17 protein-coding genes are annotated in these 18,156 nt (G+C 33.7%); 12 read left to right on the forward strand and 5 right to left on the reverse strand.

Annotation, left to right across the window (positions count from 1 at the left end; genetic code table 11):
* Nucleotides 1-15 precede the first annotated feature (15 nt).
* Nucleotides 16-1,164, reverse strand: a complete 1,149-nt coding sequence (locus C7J89_RS01850) for an ABC transporter permease (RefSeq protein ID WP_103294748.1) — start codon at nt 1,162-1,164, stop codon at nt 16-18.
* Between the two features lie 4 nt (nt 1,165-1,168).
* Entirely contained in the window at nt 1,169-2,554 is a 1,386-nt protein-coding gene (locus C7J89_RS01855; RefSeq protein ID WP_407697226.1) for an ABC transporter permease, read from the reverse strand.
* Nucleotides 2,555-2,591: 37 nt separating this feature from the next.
* Between C7J89_RS01855 and C7J89_RS01860 the strand changes: the two genes are divergently transcribed.
* The 6 genes from C7J89_RS01860 (at nt 2,592) to C7J89_RS01885 (ending at nt 9,400) form a co-directional block, all read left to right on the forward strand.
* Nucleotides 2,592-4,199, forward strand: a complete 1,608-nt coding sequence (locus C7J89_RS01860; protein WP_103294746.1) for a dipeptide ABC transporter ATP-binding protein — start codon at nt 2,592-2,594, stop codon at nt 4,197-4,199.
* A gap of 264 nt (nt 4,200-4,463) precedes the next feature.
* Nucleotides 4,464-5,666: an MFS transporter gene (locus tag C7J89_RS01865; protein ID WP_233432439.1), complete on the forward strand. Its 1,203-nt coding sequence runs from the start codon at nt 4,464-4,466 to the stop codon at nt 5,664-5,666.
* 64 nt (nt 5,667-5,730) lie between these two features.
* A complete protein-coding gene (locus C7J89_RS01870) occupies nt 5,731-6,357 on the forward strand; it encodes a DNA-3-methyladenine glycosylase family protein (protein WP_103294745.1) in 627 nt (208 codons plus the stop codon).
* Between the two features lie 186 nt (nt 6,358-6,543).
* Complete coding sequence (locus C7J89_RS01875; protein ID WP_103294744.1) at nt 6,544-7,479, forward strand: SLAC1 family transporter; 936 nt, start codon at nt 6,544-6,546, stop codon at nt 7,477-7,479.
* 90 nt (nt 7,480-7,569) lie between these two features.
* Entirely contained in the window at nt 7,570-7,872 is a 303-nt protein-coding gene (locus C7J89_RS01880; RefSeq protein WP_103294743.1) for a monooxygenase, read from the forward strand.
* 208 nt (nt 7,873-8,080) lie between these two features.
* On the forward strand, nt 8,081-9,400 hold the full coding sequence (locus C7J89_RS01885) for an NtaA/DmoA family FMN-dependent monooxygenase (protein ID WP_103294742.1): 1,320 nt from the start codon (nt 8,081-8,083) through the stop codon (nt 9,398-9,400).
* Between the two features lie 108 nt (nt 9,401-9,508).
* Here C7J89_RS01885 and C7J89_RS01890 read toward each other — a convergent pair whose 3' ends face one another.
* The gene (locus C7J89_RS01890) at nt 9,509-10,960 is read right to left on the reverse strand and encodes a SulP family inorganic anion transporter (protein WP_103294741.1); all 1,452 of its coding nucleotides are present in this window, start codon (nt 10,958-10,960) and stop codon (nt 9,509-9,511) included.
* A 110-nt stretch (nt 10,961-11,070) separates the two neighbouring features.
* Between C7J89_RS01890 and C7J89_RS01895 the strand changes: the two genes are divergently transcribed.
* From C7J89_RS01895 to rbsK, 5 genes are all read left to right on the forward strand, one after another.
* The gene (locus C7J89_RS01895) at nt 11,071-11,613 is read left to right on the forward strand and encodes a recombinase family protein (protein WP_170066437.1); all 543 of its coding nucleotides are present in this window, start codon (nt 11,071-11,073) and stop codon (nt 11,611-11,613) included.
* Between the two features lie 195 nt (nt 11,614-11,808).
* Nucleotides 11,809-12,801, forward strand: coding sequence for a ribose utilization transcriptional repressor RbsR (gene rbsR, locus C7J89_RS01900; protein WP_103294740.1), 993 nt, complete (start codon nt 11,809-11,811; stop codon nt 12,799-12,801).
* 156 nt (nt 12,802-12,957) lie between these two features.
* Nucleotides 12,958-13,839: a ribose/proton symporter RbsU gene (rbsU, locus tag C7J89_RS01905; RefSeq protein WP_103294739.1), complete on the forward strand. Its 882-nt coding sequence runs from the start codon at nt 12,958-12,960 to the stop codon at nt 13,837-13,839.
* 18 nt (nt 13,840-13,857) lie between these two features.
* The gene (gene rbsD / locus C7J89_RS01910; RefSeq protein ID WP_048794277.1) at nt 13,858-14,262 is read left to right on the forward strand and encodes a D-ribose pyranase; all 405 of its coding nucleotides are present in this window, start codon (nt 13,858-13,860) and stop codon (nt 14,260-14,262) included.
* 21 nt (nt 14,263-14,283) lie between these two features.
* Nucleotides 14,284-15,192 carry a ribokinase gene (rbsK, locus tag C7J89_RS01915; RefSeq protein ID WP_103294738.1) on the forward strand — a complete coding sequence of 303 codons (909 nt, stop codon included), beginning with the start codon at nt 14,284-14,286 and terminating at the stop codon, nt 15,190-15,192.
* A gap of 68 nt (nt 15,193-15,260) precedes the next feature.
* Here rbsK and C7J89_RS01920 read toward each other — a convergent pair whose 3' ends face one another.
* Together C7J89_RS01920 and C7J89_RS01925 are read right to left on the reverse strand one after the other, a co-directional pair.
* Nucleotides 15,261-16,103, reverse strand: coding sequence for a hypothetical protein (locus tag C7J89_RS01920; protein WP_103294737.1), 843 nt, complete (start codon nt 16,101-16,103; stop codon nt 15,261-15,263).
* A gap of 113 nt (nt 16,104-16,216) precedes the next feature.
* A complete protein-coding gene (locus C7J89_RS01925) occupies nt 16,217-16,945 on the reverse strand; it encodes an NAD-dependent protein deacylase (RefSeq protein WP_103294736.1) in 729 nt (242 codons plus the stop codon).
* Between the two features lie 189 nt (nt 16,946-17,134).
* Here C7J89_RS01925 and C7J89_RS01930 point away from each other — a divergent pair, with 189 nt between their 5' ends.
* Complete coding sequence (locus tag C7J89_RS01930; protein WP_103294735.1) at nt 17,135-18,025, forward strand: alpha/beta hydrolase; 891 nt, start codon at nt 17,135-17,137, stop codon at nt 18,023-18,025.
* Nucleotides 18,026-18,156: the final 131 nt, after the last annotated feature.

The following is an 18,156-nucleotide window of genomic DNA, read 5'->3' on the forward strand; positions in this document are numbered from 1 at the left end:
GTCATCCCCTTTCGCTTATTGAACTTTTGGATCAAGTGCGTCACGTACGGCATCGCCAATAAAGTTAAAGGCAAGAACGAGTAACATAATACATAACCCAGGAAATATTGCGAGATTACTATGTGTTTCAAGATAAGTACTACCTGTACGTAATATATTGCCCCATTCAGGTACTTCTGGCGCTACGCCAAGGCCTAGGAAGCTTAAACCACTTGTTGTTAATACGACCGCGCCTATATTTAATGAAAAACGTATAATGATAGGGGCTAAAGCATTTGGGAAAATATAACTCCATAGTATACGTGGTGTTTGTTCTCCTGAAATAATGGCAGCTTCAACGTACTCAGTACGTTTAACTTCTAATACATTCGCACGCATAGTACGAGCAAAAGAAGGAATATTACCAATGCTTAAGGCGATGATTAAATTGGTTGTACTTGCACCAAATGATGCGATAATTGCAACTGCTAACAGTAATGAAGGAATCGCAAAGAATACATCGAGAATTCTCATAATGCCATTGTCTGCTTTAGTGAAGTAACCAGCAAGCGTGCCTAAAAGCATGCCAAATATCATTGCAATAATAACCGATACTATCGATATAAAGAACGTTAATTTTGCACCTGCGATGATACGCGTGAATAAGTCACGTCCAAAATCATCAGTTCCAAATGGATGTGCCCAACTCGGATTTTGCAATAAAGCATTAAAGTGATTTTGCGTTGCTAATGACGTATCAAATGTGAAAATAGAAGTGATTGATAAGGTCAACATATAAACCAAAATCACCATACCAATAAGTGCAATTTTATTTTGGCGTACTTTATAAATGAAATTTTCCCAACTATTATAAATACCATATTTTGATGTTTGTTCATTGCGCAAAATCGTGATGAACATAAGCAATGAAAAAATATTTCCGGTACAAGTAGTTATAAGAAGGAACAGGTAAACTAACAAGCGTATTATTGAATTTGTCTGCCATTTTGAATAGGATAAGCCGATACATAATGTTAATAAAGTTACTACAATAAGTATCGTTTCACCCAAGTAAAATCTATCTGCGACATAGCCTTTAAACATATTGATACATGTCGTTAATATTACTAGTATAAATGTGACTACTGAGAGTAAAGTGAAATATTTTAATGTTTGTTGTTTCATAGCGTTACTCCCTTTCCTTAATTTCACTACGTATTTTTGGATCTACAATAGCGTAAAAAATATCTATCGCAAGGTTAGCTAGCGATATAACAATAGAAATATATACTACACCGCCCATAATGGCTGGAATGTCTGGTATAAATTGTTTTTGAACGATATAACGACCGATACCATTAATGTTAAAGACTTGTTCTGTTACCGCAGCGCCTCCTAATAAATCGGCTACGAGTAAGCCAATCAATGTGATGATAGGAATAATGGCATTTTTTAAAATGTGTCGTGTAATAACTTGTTGCGATGACAACCCTTTGGCATAAGCAGTCATAACATAGTCATTGCGCATAACTTCTAATACAGATGAACGTGTCATACGTGTAATAGAAGCGGCTACAGCAGTACCTACCACAATCACTGGCAAAATAAGTGTTAACGGGTTATTTGGCATATAAGATGGTGGTAAAATGTCTAACTTTAACGAGAAGGCAAGTATAAAGATTAACCCTTGCCAGAAATTTGGAATAGATAAACCTATTAATGCAATTATCATTAAAATAACGTCTAACCATGTGTTACGCTTAATTGCGCTAATAATACCAATAGGAATGGCAATAACAATCGCAATAATTAATGAAATTAAAGCAATGAGTAAAGTAACAGGAATACGTATGAAAATAGCATGAATAACGTTTTCATTACCTTTATATGATGTTCCTAAATCGAAGGTGAATACGCCTTTAATGGCATTCCAAAGTTGCGCTAAATAGGATTGGTCAAGGTTATGGCTAGCATTAAATTGATGTACTTGATCTTTTGTTGCTTCTGGGCCCAAAATGCTATAAGCTGCATCCAATGGTGAAAGATATAGTATTGTAAAAACAACAAAAATAACGCCTACGATAACGAATAAAGCCATTACGAAACGTTCAAAAATATATCTTACGATTGGATTTAAATAAAAGCATAATAAAATAAATAGCGGGAAGGCACAAATAACTTTGATAACTGGGAATCTGCCAGTTATCAAAGTTGTGTAATATGATACAAAGTCATTTGTAGGCTGCTTAGCATTATAACGATACCGATGATTATATATGCGTTGCGCTTCTTTCCTAAGCTTGTTATCATTTTTGTCCTGTTTTAAATAACTATATTTCTTTTTTAAAGCTGCTACAATTGAATCGAGTTCTGATTGTTGCACGGTACTTACATGTTGTTTACCTTGAATAAAATATTTAATTACGGCATAAATAAATAACGGTAAACTTAAAATTGAAAAAATTATACGATAAAAATATTTACCATATAAGGGCTTGAAAGCGTGACGAAATGGTTGCACAAAATTCACCTCTTGTAAGTTAAAGTCGACTAGATTAATATGATATACAAGTATAGTTGAAAAATTACGTTTTGTGAATAGGGGTGTTTGAATGACGAATTTATTAGAAGTAAATCATCTGGGTATATCGTTCGATTATGACAATAGAAGTGTCGAAGCGGTTAAGGATGTGAGCTTTAATTTAGAAAAGAGAAAAATACTTGGTATTGTTGGGGAATCTGGTTCAGGCAAAAGTGTTACGGCAAAGTCAATTATGAAATTATTGCCTGATTATCCTAACCACACAATTTCTGGTGAAATTTTATTTGATGGTGAAGATATTAATAAACTAAACCGTAAACAAATTCAGCAATATCGTGGTAAAGATGTAGCGATGATATTCCAAGACCCTATTTCTTCACTAAATCCAAGAATGGCAATTGGAAAGCAAATTACAGAAGTGATTTTTCAACATAAGAAAATATCTAAAAGCGCAGCTAAAAAAATGGCTATGGATATTTTAGAAAAAGTAGGTATTCAAAATCTAGAGCGTAATTTTAATGCTTATCCTTATGAATTTTCTGGTGGTATGCGTCAACGTGTCATGATTGCCATGGCTTTAGTTCTCGAACCACGTGTATTAATCGCTGACGAACCGACTACTGCGTTAGATGTAAGTACACAAAATCAACTGTTAGAGTTAATGAAATCATTATATGAACATATAGAAACATCAATTATTTTTATTACTCATGATTTAAGTGTAGTCTATCAGTTTTGTGACGACATGATTGTGATGAAAGAGGGCGCAGTTGTTGAACGTGGCGATGTTAAATCTGTCTTTGATAATCCACAAAATGCATATACACAACGATTAATTGATGCTATACCAGATTTACATGCACCGAAACAACCACGAAGTAACATAAGTGACGAAAAGATATTAACCTTTGATCATGTATCGGTTGATTATCCAGCTTCGAAAGGTCAAAGTTTTAGAGCGGTGAATGATGTATCTATCAATATTCGAAAAGGCGAATCACTTGGTATAGTTGGCGAATCTGGCTCAGGTAAATCTTCTTTAGCAAAGACGGTTGTAGGTTTGAATGGAGTATCTGAAGGAGCTGTGTGGTATAAAGGGTTACCATTACATTTATTTAGACAAAGCGAAATGACGAGCTTAAGAAAAGAAATTCAAATGATTTTTCAAGATCCATATGCCTCTATTAATCCACGCTTTAAAGTGATAGATATTATAGGACGACCGCTTAAAATACATGGCTATATAAATAATAATAAAGATTTAAAGACACAAGTTATTACGTTATTGGAAAAAGTAGGATTAGATGAATCTTATTTATATCGTTATCCTCATGAGTTATCAGGTGGACAAAGGCAACGTGTCAGTATAGCACGTGCTATTTCGATAGAACCTGAGGTTATTGTGTGTGATGAAGCAGTTTCTGCATTAGATGTATCAATTCAACAAGAAATTATTCAATTGTTGAAACGACTACAAGAAGAAATGAATATGACCTATATTTTTATCACACATGATATGGGTGTGATTAAAGAAATGAGCGACCGTATCGCCGTGATGCAACAAGGGCGAGTCGTTGAGTTAAATGATGCTGAAAGTGTTATTGAAAATCCACAGGCCGATTACACACAACGCTTATTATCTGAAGTGCCTACAGTGCCTTCAAGACATGCGAAATAGATTAGCTAGTTATAGAGCGTATTAAGCATAAAGATAGAGATACAAACTTTAATAAACAAACTTGGTTTAACAATTGAGTAAATAGTAAATTTAATATTATGGATGAGAATGGTCGTTTTAATTTTGAAGCGATCATTTTTCGTTATTTAAAACATGTAATAGATATTAGAACTTCAAATTCGTGTAAACTGTATTTTCAATCAGAGACGTTGAATTGCAAATAACGTAGTGAAATTTCAATTTTTTAATAAGGAGAAATGACCATTGGATAATCAAGATAATACAAACCGTATATTAAAGTTGGGTTTCGTTGGTGCGGTATATGCTTTTATGATTGTTATGATGGGGACGACGCTGCCGACGCCACTATACCCGCTGTATAGTAATGTATTTCAATTATCTCCATTAATGATTACTGTTATTTATGCCGTATATGCAGTAGGTGTTATCGGTGGATTACTTGTATTTGGACAGTTATCAGATCGTATTGGCAGACGTTATGTACTTATTCCTGGAATTATTTTGTCTATTATTAGTGCAATCGTCTTTCTATTTGCGTCAAACGTAGGTTTATTACTGTTAGGGAGAGTTGTTTCTGGTCTTTCTGCAGGCTTATTTACTAGTACGGCTACAACAACCATTGTGAATTTAGCACCTGACGATAAAAAGAACCAGGCGTCAACCATTGCCAGCAGTGTTAATATGTTAGGTCTAGGTTTTGGGCCATTACTTTGTGGCGTGCTCGCTCAATATCTTCCATACGCGTTACATTTAGTCTTTATTGTCGATATTGTGTTATTAATACCGGCATTTATTGGTATTTGGTTGATGCCAGAACCTATCAAAGATAAACAAAGTTTTCGTATTAAAGTTCAAAAATTGAGTGTTCCTAGTAACATTAGAGGGACATTTATTTATGCAGTAATACCAGTTTTTGTAGGATTTTCAATGCTAGGTCTATTCACGGCGATATCTCCCAATTTCTTAGGAGAAATCTTGAATATTCAAAACAAAGCAATTATTGGATTAACAGTATTTTTAGTATTCTGTGCTTCCACAGTCGGTCAATTATTATTCAAACAAAAATCAGACTATAGTGTGCTGATGTTAGGTAGTGCGACATTGATCGTAGGTGTTATTTTAGTAGGTATTTCATTGCTACTTAGTTCATATGTCTTATTACTTATAGGGGCAATTGTTTCAGGATTAGGTCAGGCGTTTAGCTTTCGTGCAGGCTTATCCACGGTAAATAGCGTGTCGCCACAAGACAAACAGGCTGAAATCACTTCAACGTTCTTTACGATTGCTTATATAGCGATTTCCATTCCTGTAGTAGGTGTAGGGTTATTACAATTAGGACTTGCTATTCAAGGTGCCGGTCTTACGTTTAGTATTATTGTCGTGCTACTCGCAATTATTTCGCTAGTGTTATTACTGTTAAATCATAAAAATACGCAGCAAGAATAAGGATAAATAGATATGATATTATTCGCTTTATAATTCTAATGTTAAAACGTGAGGTGGTGAGTCGATGAACACAACTTGGCAAATTTCAAAACAAGATCAACGTGTGCAACAATTAATGCGTAAAGACGCTATACTCGTATCCTTAATCGAAGACATTGGAGACATAGAAAGAAATTTACGTCCTGATCCATTAAAGTCAATTGTTAGATCGATAGTAGGGCAACAAATATCCGTTAAAGCCGCAGTAGCTATTTTTGACAGGTTAACTCAAAAGATAAATGATGACTGGTCAGTCGATACGGTTAGTAAATTAACGGAAGAAGATATGGTTGAGATAGGCTTGTCTAAACCTAAACAAAAATACCTCAGTAATCTTATTGAACATATTAACGAGAATGAACTCGAATTTAGTCAATTTGATAAATTAAGTAATGAAGCAATTATCAAACAATTAACTGCCGTTAAAGGTATTGGAAAATGGACGGCTGAAGTATTTCTAATTTTTACGATGCAAAGAGAAGACGTCGTACCCATTGACGATGTTGGATTACAGCGTGCAGCAAAGCATTTATACAAAGTGCCAGATGACAAGGGCAAAGAATTATTAAAAAAATGCCAAATTACTTGGGGTGACCAAGCAACAATTGGTTGTCTATATTTATGGGCATATATTCATAAATATAATATTTAAAGAGTACAAATAGATAATTTCAAAATCTGGATTTCATTATTACTCCCATTCGGTTTATACTTATATAAAGTATCGATATGGGAGTTTTTTATGTATAAAAATCGACTTTTTAAATCACTTTTATACAAATGCATGTATTTTACATGAATAAAACACAATATTATTAACAACGAAAGGTTCATGAGTATGTTTAAAAAAGCATTAGCACGGTTGCCAATCGCTATATCTGGGTTAGCGCTAGGTAATATGGCTCTAAGTAATTTGTTTTATCATTTAAATTTATCGTTATGTGGATTAATATGCTTTATTATTTCCTGGGTAATTCTTATCTTAGTTTTTATAAAGTGGATTGTTATGCCCCAAATGTTTATAAAAGAACTGAAAAATGTAAATACATTTGCTATATTGCCTACATTACCCATGACGCTAATGTTAATGTTGTTTATTATGAAAAATGACTTTTTAATCAAGTCGCAACTAGTAGATATTCTCTGGTACGTTGCTATTTTATTACATATTATTTTTATTATTATATTTGTAGGATTTTATGCGTTTAGAAATTATAAGTCCCGACCAAACACGAGCTGGTTTGTTATGTTTGTTGGAATAGGTGTAATCGGAGAAACATCACCGGCATTTAATAGTAGTTTAGGTTTGATAGCAACGATGTTAGGGTCGTTGTTTTTAATCGCCATTCTTATATATGTATTAATATCTAAAGCGTGGCAAACTTATAATCAAGAACAATATCCAATGGTGATCATAGTAAGTGCCCCAGCAGCATTATGTTTGAATGGTTATATATTAAATCATTCAACTTATTCAACAACATATGTGGTTAGCTTTACTATATTATCGCAACTGTTGTTCGTATTTTCATTGCTCTTTTTCCCTACAATTTTTAAGAGAGGATTTAAAGTATCTTTTTCAGCATTAACTTTCCCGTGGGTGACGACAGCTGCATCACTATATAATATCTCGCAAAAAATTAATTTCAATGATATTTTAGAATTATTATTCAGTATATTATCTTACGTTGAAATTATTTGGGCCACTCTTATCGTTATTTATGTAACTTACAAATATTTAGTGTTCTTAACTGCCAAGCATGAAAGTAGATAATTGCTAGTTAAGTAAATGTTGATGTAAGCGTCGAACAACGTATTTTAAAAGGAATATTATATGATTTATTTATATAAGGGAGAGATAAATATGGCGTATATTTTACAGGTAGATTTTCAATTTGATGGACCATTTGAACCTAATGTGCCGGAAGAGATGAAAGATTTGGCATACTCTATCAATGAAGAACCTGGTTTTATTTGGAAAATTTGGACTGAAAATCCAGAAAATAAAGAAGCGGGTGGCATTTACGCCTTTGATAGCGAGGCACATGCACAACAATACTTAGCAATGCATAGTGAACGCTTGAAACAAATGGGTGTTTCATCAATTAATAGTAAACTCTTTAAAGTTAATGACACGCTAACCCATATTACTAAAGGGCAAGTATAAATCAAATTACAAGTTGAAAATTTTAACTATATTAAAGTGCCAATTTTTATTAATGGTGCTTTTTTAATTTTTAAATTTAAATAATTTACAACTTTTTGAATTTATAAAACAACTTTCTAAAGTATTTAGTAAATAAAAGTATAAAAGTTTAATTGTTTTGTTATACTCTTGTTAATCAATATTATAATTGACGAAATGAGGGAACAAAATGTCGAGAGAAATGCATTTAACAGCTTTAGTTTATAGTACAGGTCTTCATCCAGATTCATGGCGTCTGCCCAATTCTCACGTTGAAGAGCTCGGGAGTATTGATTTTCAAATAAGGATGGCTAAATTAGCTGAACGAGCTAAGTTAGATGCTTTCTTTTTGGGTGATGGTCAATATATCTCAGAAGAAGGTACAGGACAAATTTCCTATTATTTTGAACCAATAACTGCTTTAGCTGCAATTTCTCGAGAAACAAAAAATATTGGTCTAGTGGCGACGATTTCATCGTCTTTTTATGAACCCTATTTAGCTGCACGAATGTTATCGAGTTTGAATCAAATATCTCAAGGGCGTATTGGTGCTAACATTGTTACATCACAATTCGATGTAGAAGCTCAAAATTTTTCCATGGATAAGTTACCACCACTTGAAGAAAGATATCACCGTGCAAACGAATTTATTACAGTTATGAAAAAATTGTGGGGGTCTTTTAATACGGGTGCAATTATTAATGACAAAGAAGCTGGTATCGGTTTGGATAGTAATCAAATAAAGGCAATTAAGCATACTGGCGAACATTTCCAAGTGAATGGTGCAATTAATATACCTACATCTGAATATGGGAGACCAATGTTATTTCAAGCGGGGACGTCTATGCCAGGTAGAGACATAGCAGCACGTCACGTTGAAGGGGTGTTCTCGATTGCGTGGAATATGAAAGATGCACAGGATTTTAGAGAAGATATGCATTTGCGTGCAATCAAAGAAGAACGTACTGCACCGCTTGTGTTACCCGGTTTAACCGTTTATGTCGATGAGACATATGATAAAGCATATGCTTTAAAACAAGAGCTGGATCAATTTGTTTCATTAGAGAATAGGAAAAAACGTTTATCCAAAGCGATAGGACGAGATATTACTAATTGGAAAATGGATGAACGCGTTCCTAATTTACCACCTTATGAAGAAGTACAACAAAAAATCATAAAATCAGTTTATATTGCCGTGAGAAATGCTGTTGAAACTGAAGAATTAACATTGAGGGAATTACTCGAACGTTTCTCAACATGGGTAGGGCATAAAACGATTGTAGGTACACCTGATATGGTTGCCGACGAAATGATTGAATGGTTCGAGGAAGGTGCGTGTGATGGCTTTACATTAATGCCACCTACATATCCTGATTTATTTGAAAAGTTCATTGATCTCGTCATCCCAGTTTTACAAGAGCGTGGTGTCTTTAGAAAAGATTATGAACACGTAACGTTAAAAGGGCACTTGGGGTTGAGTGAGCATGAGAAAAAAATTAAAAGTCGATAATAGATTATAAATTATAGTGTTTCTAAGTAACAAAAAAGTCACAAACTAATCGTTTGTGACTTTTTAAATATTAATGAATGCAATCCACGTTTATAAACACAATACTTATTAAGTTAAATGATTTTCGTTCAATTTACTTAATTCTGAGATGATTTTATGGCTATCTGAATTTAAGTTTTTAACATAAACGGTATTATTACCGTTTTCAAATTTTTCTACGATGGTGTCTATAGCATCTACGGCTGAATCATCCCATAAATGAGCTTTCGAGAAATCTAACTCTACAATACTATTACTTATATTGAAATCAAGGTGATTCATTATAGAATCGATGGATACGAAGAATATTTGACCATCGAAAGAAAAACGTTTCATTGCACCTAAGTCCTCATAATCGATATGAACTTTCGATATTTTAGTAGCAAAGAACAATGCGCTAAATATTACGCCTACAACTACACCAATTGCTAGATTATGTGTCATTAAAACAATAATAACTGTTAATATCATGACTACGGCGTCTGTCTTTGGTGCATTTTTAATAAATTTAAATGATTTCCAATCGATTGTACCAATAGAGACCATCACCATAATACCAGCTAATATAGGCATAGGTATTTGGACAACGAGGTCACCAAGCACGATAATCATAAAAATAAGTAATACGCCTGCTGTAAAGGTAGATAGTCTACTATTAGCCCCTGATTTAACATTAATAACGGACTGTCCAATCATTGCACAGCCACCCATACCGCCAAAGAAGCCGGTAACAATATTAGCGATACCCTGACCACGAGATTCTCTGTTTTTACTACTATAAGTGTTCGTTGCGTGATCAACGATTTTGGCAGTTAATAAACTTTCAACGAGACCGACGATAGCCATCGATAATGAATAAGGGAAGATGATTTTAAATGTTTCCAAATTAAAAGGTACATTAGGTATTAAAAAGTGAGGAAATGTTTGTTTAATAGTTCCTAAATCACCAACAGTTCTAACGTTAGCACCTGTGTACATATAAATAGCCGTCAATATAATTATAGCTATTAAAGGTGCTGGAATTGCTTTGAAAAATTTTGGAACGATGTACACGATAAGTAATGTAACAAGCACATAAATATAGGTAGCAATAGAAATACCAAAGATATGTTCAATTTGAGACATAAATATCATGATGCCTAATGCATTTACGAAACCAATCATTACTGAGCGAGGAATGAATTTCATTAGTCGGCCAACTTTGAGTACGCCTAACAATAATTGTATTAACCCCATTAAAATTGTAGCAGCAAATAAATATTCTACACCATATGCTTTAACTAATGGTGTCACTATTAAAGCAACTGCACCAGCGGCACCTGAAATCATAGCCGGTCTGCCACCAACAATTGCGGTTACACTTGCAATAATAAAGGCCGCATATAGACCGATCATAGGATCTACCCCAGCAATAATAGAGAATGCGATGGCTTCAGGTATTAAAGCTAAAGCTACGACTGTCCCTGCAAGTATATTTTTTCCTGGCTGGTTAAACCATTCAAATTTTAGCTTTTCTAGCATAATCCATACTCCTCTCAAAAAACATCTAACAAAGTATATCACAATAGTTTCATATTAACACCCCTTTTTGATACTATATGATATAATTCTAGCAAAGGTGGTGTAAGGCGATGAAATATGGTTATATCAGGCCTGTCACGATAAATGACAGCCTAGAAGAACAGGCAGAAAAATTATCTTTACATACAAACAATATCCATGAAGAAAATCATGCTAAAAATAAAAATAGAGCTAAATTAAATGAATTATTGGATTCAATTTTACAACCTGAAGACGTATTATACGTGACTGATTTATGTATTCTTGCAGATTCTACGAAACATTTAACGGAAGTATTAGATTACCTTTTAGCCAACAACATTAGTCTGCACGTCATTAACTTAGATAAGGAGATTTCGAGTTCTTATAATGAGTCATTCATAGATACACTACATCACATAGTTGAATTTCAACGCGACATTGTTAAATTTAGAACGCGTTTAGGTATCGAAGATTATACAATGAAAGGCAATAAAGTTGGTAGACCAAAACGTGATGATAAGAACCTTAAGGAAGCCGTCGATATGTATATGAGTAAAAAGTTCACCTTAGACGAAATAAAGAAAAAAACAAATATAAGTAGAGCTACTTTATATAGACATCTTGATAGATAAGTAGCGTATAACTATTTTTTAAATTAAGCTATACTTGATTCAAAGTAAATGAAGTATATACTCGCGACCTGCATCTACAATTGGTGTAGGTTTATACATTTAGCTATTTTATTGTATACATATACATTGGTTCGTAACGATAATGTGATAAACTTATTATTAAAACATGTTTAGCAATGCAAGGGGTAATGAATCATGAAAAAAGTCTCTATAAAAGATGTAGCTGGGGAAGCGGGCGTGTCGGTGACTGCTGTTTCGCATATATTAAATGATAATAAGCAACGTTTTTCGCAGGCTACAATAAAAAAGGTGTTAGATGCCAGGGAGCGCTTAGGTTACATACCGAATAAAAATGCACAACAATTGCGTGGAATCAAAACGAAATTAATTGGCGTATTGTTGCCAAGTTTAACGAATCCGTTCTTTTCTACGATTATGCAAAGTATGGATCAACATAAGCCGGATGATGTCGAGATTATATTTTTAACGACCATTAATAAAGGGCTAGAAGAAAATATTAAGCATTTAGTAGAACATGGGGTAGACGGTTTGGTTATAGGTCGTTTCATAGACGAACCGGAAAGTTTAAACGCATATTTAACTAAACATAAAGTGCCGTATGTAGTGTTAGACCAAAGTGAGGACAATGGTTTTACGGATATTATTAGAACGAATGAACATGAAGGTGGACAGTCAGCCGCAAAGCATTTAATAGACTGCGGTCACACTAACCTTGCAATTATACAACCTTATGAATTGATGGCTAACATGAAAGACAGAATTAATGGATTTGAGCAGTATTGTGGTATGCATAATATTTCTATTCCTAAAAAAATAGATACAGAATTATCAAAACTTGGTGGTAAAAATGCTGCCAATCAACTAATTAACGATGAAGTGACTGGTGTTTTCGCCATAAATGATGAAATTGCTATTGGTGCCATACGTGCATTAATCGATAATGGATTGTCAATTCCTGGTGATATATCAATAATTGGTTATGATGATATTGATTTTGCTCAATATATGAACCCAGCTCTAACTACAATTGCCCAACCTATGGATGACATTGGTAAGGTTGCATTAAAACTTATACTTGAAAAAGTAGATGGACTAAGTAGTAAAACAGAGAAAATTGAATTACCTACTCAATTAATAGTACGAGAAACTACACAAAGCCTCAAATAAGCATTGCCCTGAAAGTTAATTTAACTTTTAGGGCTTTTTATATATAAAAATTTAAAAAGAAAGCGTATACATTTTCAGAAAGAAGTGTTATATTTTAGTAAAACGTTTTACTTAATTATAAAAAATATTTTTACTAAATATGGAGAGGTGTAAAAAATGAACGTAGTAGCATTAATGATTGGATTAGGACCATTAATAGGTTGGGGACTATTTCCTACCATTGCTTCAAAATTCGGTGGTAAACCTGTAAATCAAATTATCGGAACAACGATAGGAACTTTAATTTTTGCTGGTGTCTTTTATTTATCTACAGGACATAGCTTTCCAACGGGAATGGATTTATTTTTTGCAATATTATCTGGTGCTGGATGGAGCTTTGGTCAAATTATGACTTTTAAAGCTTTTGAGTATATAGGATCTTCAAGAGCGATGCCAGTAACGACAGCTTTCCAATTATTAGGTGCTTCTCTTTGGGGCGTCTTTGCTTTAGGAAATTGGCCTGGAATTTCTCATAAAATTATTGGTTTTAGTGCTTTAATCGTTATTTTAATTGGTGCACGTATGACGGTATGGAGTGAAAAATCCGAAGCGACGAGCAATAATTACTTGAGAAAAGCAGTCGTTATTTTACTAATTGGGGAAATTGGTTACTGGTTATACTCTGCAGCGCCTCAAGCGACTGATATTGGTGGTAAAGCAGCATTCTTACCACAGGCTATCGGTATGGTTATCGTAGCGGTTGTTTATGGCTTAATTAATATGAAAAAAGAAAATGCTTTTACTAATAAGATTACATGGTTGCAAATTATTTCAGGTTTCTTCTTTGCATTTGCAGCATTAACTTATTTAATTTCAGCGCAACCAGATATGAATGGTTTAGCTACTGGTTTCGTACTTTCTCAAACTTCAGTCGTGTTAGCAACACTAACTGGTATCTATTTCTTAAACCAACGCAAAACTTCAAAAGAAATGGTTATAACTATCATTGGCTTAGTCCTTATCTTAGTAGCAGCAACAGTGACTGTATTTATTAAATAATATGTAGGAGCGATAACTATGAAAAAAACAGAAATGCTTAACAGTAATGTATCCAAAGCAATTGCTACAATTGGTCATTTTGATTTATTAACAATTAACGACGCAGGTATGCCAATACCTAATGATGACAGAAGAATTGATTTAGCAGTGACTAAAGAATTACCATTGTTTATAGATGTACTGAAAACTGTTTTAGCAGAAATGAAAATACAAAAAATTTATTTAGCCGAAGAAATTAAAACTCAAAATGCGCAACAATTAAAACAAATTAAAGCATTAATCGAAGATGATGTTGAAATTGAATTTATTCCACATTCAACAATGAAAGAATATCTTAGCCATCCATTGAATAAAGGAAATATACGTACTGGAGAAATCACACCATTTTCAAATATTATTTTAGAATCTAACGTTACATTTTAAAATCAAGGGAGAGAATTAGTTATGACAAATAAAGTAGTCGTTTTAGGGTCAACAAATGTGGATCAATTTTTGTCAGTTGAACGTTATGCAAAACCGGGAGAAACGTTACATGTTGATAATGCACAGAAAGCCTTTGGCGGAGGAAAAGGTGCTAACCAAGCGATAGCTTCAGCGCGATTGAACGCACAAACTACCTTTATTTCTAAAGTAGGTAAAGATGATTTAGCTAACTTTATGTTTGATGATTTCAAAGAAGCTGGCATTAATACGCAATATATTTCAAAATCTGACACAGCCGACACAGGGCAAGCTTTTATCACGGTTGATGCTGAAGGTCATAACACGATATATGTATACGGTGGAGCTAATATGGCTATAACACCGGAAGACGTAAATACGGCAAAAGACGAGATTGCACAATCAGATTATGTCGTTGCTCAATTAGAGGTTCCTGTGGATGCGATAATCCAAGCTTTTAAAATTGCTAGAGAAGCTGGCGTTACGACGATATTAAATCCAGCACCTGCAGAAACTTTACCAGAAACATTATTAGCGTTAACCGATGTGATTATCCCTAATGAATTTGAAGCCGCAATATTATCAGGTATTTCTGTTGATGATAAAGCATCTATGGAACAAAATGCGAAGTACTTTTTAGAATTAGGCATAAAGGTAGTCATTATTACGATAGGTGAGCAGGGAACTTATTATGCTGTAAAAGATGATTCTGGATTTGTCGAAGCATATAAAGTCAATGCGATAGACACAACTGCAGCAGGTGACACATTTATCGGTGCATTTGTCAGCAAGTTTAATATGAATGACTTAAATTTAACTGAAGCTATCGATTATGCAAATAAAGCAGCATCAGTTACAGTACAGCGTAGTGGTGCCCAAGCATCAATCCCATTAGCTAAAGAAGTACAATAATTAATAAACCTCCTGTCACTAAAGCAAAGTGAGTCAGGAGGTTGTTTTGTAGTTATTAAATTATGATGTTATTCAGGATCGCCGTTTTCGTCATATTTAGTGACATCGCCATCTTTATCTACAATATATGAACCTGCAAGGTCGCCGTCTTTATCGGTAAAGGAGAATCCCCATTCTCCATCTTCATTTTGCTCAGGCTCTTTATATTTATATGTAGAAGTATCTAAAGTATGTCCTTCATAGTCTTCCACTTTATCGATAACATTATCTCTCGTTACTTTTTCACCGCTGTCATCGCTATCACTATCGGTACTACCCATATCGCCATAGCCACTTGTTTCTGAAATAACATTTGTCCAAGAGTTGATTGTACTTTGTGACAGGTCTTGAAGTTTAACCGTTTTAGGGTTGTTTAGGATACGGTTAGACTCACGTTCTGTATAACCATCTTCATCCCACCCTTTATCTTGGAAATGACTTGGAACGCTGTAAACTGTCACTGTGCCATCATTGTTATCTTGATACACTACTTGTCCAGCTGCCGTTGGTGTACCTGATAGTAATTGTGTACCACTAGGGAATTTTGCTGAAGCACTTTTATTATATGGGTTTAGCGCTTTACCGGATACATCTTCATGGCCAATTTCAGTATTGGAAGGGTCTACACTGCCACCACTGTCTTCTATAACTGAAACCCAAACTTTAGCATAGTGTTCATTAGAATCTGTGCTTTCGCTATGATGATTACTATTAGATGATTGGTTGTTATTATTTTTCTTGTTATCGCTAGAAGAAGAGTCTTCTTTTGAGCTTTTGGAATCATTGCTTGATCCCGTATTAATATTAATATCACACGCCGATAAAACAACTGAAGCTATGAGTGCACTAGCAGCCACATATTTTAATTTCACAAAAAATCCCCCTTGGTAAATAATTAAATCTTTTAATTATTATTATACACAAAATATTGTGCATTATCACAATTAATTTAAAAAATTACAATTAAAAAGGGAACTTTGAAATTTTACTTGTTTAATTCATTAATTACACTAACCATGTCTTCATGGAAAACTAAGTCTGCATCTCTATCGTAAGGTGTTGGCTCTTTATTAATTATAATGAGGTTTTGGCCTTCGAAATTTGAAATAAGTCCTGCTGCTGGTTGGACTACAAGTGACGATCCAAGTACGACTAGCGTATCGGCTAGTTGTATTTTATTTAGGGCATTAACTATGGTTTCTTGGTTAAGCATTTCCCCGTAAAGTACAATATCAGGTCTAATAGCACTACCACATGCTTCACAATGACGTAAATCATTACTAATGACATAGGATTGTGAGTAGTCTTTGTGACAATTAATACAATAAAAATGATTTAACGTACCATGTAATTCGTCGACTTTTTCACTACCGGCAACTGAATGGAGCCCATCGATATTTTGCGTAATGACGCCTAGAGATTGATTGTTTTTTTCTAGATAAGCAATCCATTGATGTACATTATTAGGCTGTTTATCAGTATATAGTAAACGTTTATGACAGAAATTCATAAATCCTGTTGGATCATCTTGTAAATAGTCCGCACTTAATAAATATTCAGGAGAATAGCCATCTTTTGAAATCTCATCAAAAAGGCCACCCATAGAGCGAAAGTCTGGAATGCCACTTGCTACAGATATTCCCGCTCCTGTGAAAAATGTGATTTTATTAGAATTATCAATAATATCTTTTAATTGTTCGATGTTGTTTTTCATATATAACACTCCATTTAACAATATAACTAGCATTTATACTTATCATAATTTTAGTTATCGTAATTAGTTTTAGCAAACATAAAATTTGGCGTCTTTCTTGATTTAATTAACTTAAACAAGCTAAGAAAAGAAATTTTGAGTCACTTGCTTTATAATAAACACAAAATATTTAGAATTGAGGTCAACGCAGTGAAGAAGTTATGGATTTTAGGCGCAAGTATAATAGCAATTATCGTTATTGTGTCATTAATCACAGTAGGAATAAATAAAAAACAATCTAATTCTAAACATCAGGAACGTGACAAACATACGCAACATTCAAAATATATACAGAGCCAAACGCCAACGCTATTTTTACATGGTTATGCAGGGACACTAAATTCAGAGAAATATATGGTGAATCAAGCAAAGAAAAAGGGTGCAACAAAGAATGTCATAACGGCTGAAGTGAGTAATGATGGCCAAGTTCAGTTAAAAGGTAAGTTGAAAAAGAATGCAACGAATCCTGTCGTTCAAGTCGTGTTGGAAAATAATAAGCAAGGTGACTATGACATAAATGCCAAGTGGTTTAAAAATGTGTTAGTGAAATTACAAGACGAATATAAAATTAAAAAGTTTAATTTCGTAGGACACTCGATGGGGAATTTATCTTTTGCTAACTACATGTATTTATATGGCGATGATCATTCATTGCCACAATTAAACAAACAAGTTAACATAGCAGGCACGTTTAATGGCGTGTTGAATTTAAATGAAAAAGTAAATGAAATTTCAGTTGATAAAAAAGGTAAACCAAGTCGCATGAATCAACCTTACCAACAATTACTTAAACTAAAAGAAATTTATAAAGGCAAACATATCTCAGTATTAAATATTTATGGAGATTTACAAGACGGCACGCACTCTGATGGACGCGTATCGAATAGTTCGTCAAAATCTCTAAAATATTTACTGGGAAATAGTCCTAAAAGTTATAAAGAGACAAAATATGAAGGACAAAAAGCACAACATAGCCAATTACATGAAAATAGTAAGGTTGCCAATGAGCTAATAGAATTCTTGTGGGGTAATAATAATTAATAATTTGCGTGCTTAATTATAGTAGTTTATTAGACATGAGTTTGATAGATAAATATCTTAAGTTAAAGCAAAACTACAAATCGCTATTAAAAATTGTCGCATTTATTAAAATAACTGAAGCGTCCTTGTGC

The sequence above is a fragment of the Staphylococcus kloosii genome, from assembly GCF_003019255.1.
Lineage (GTDB): Bacteria > Bacillota > Bacilli > Staphylococcales > Staphylococcaceae > Staphylococcus > Staphylococcus kloosii.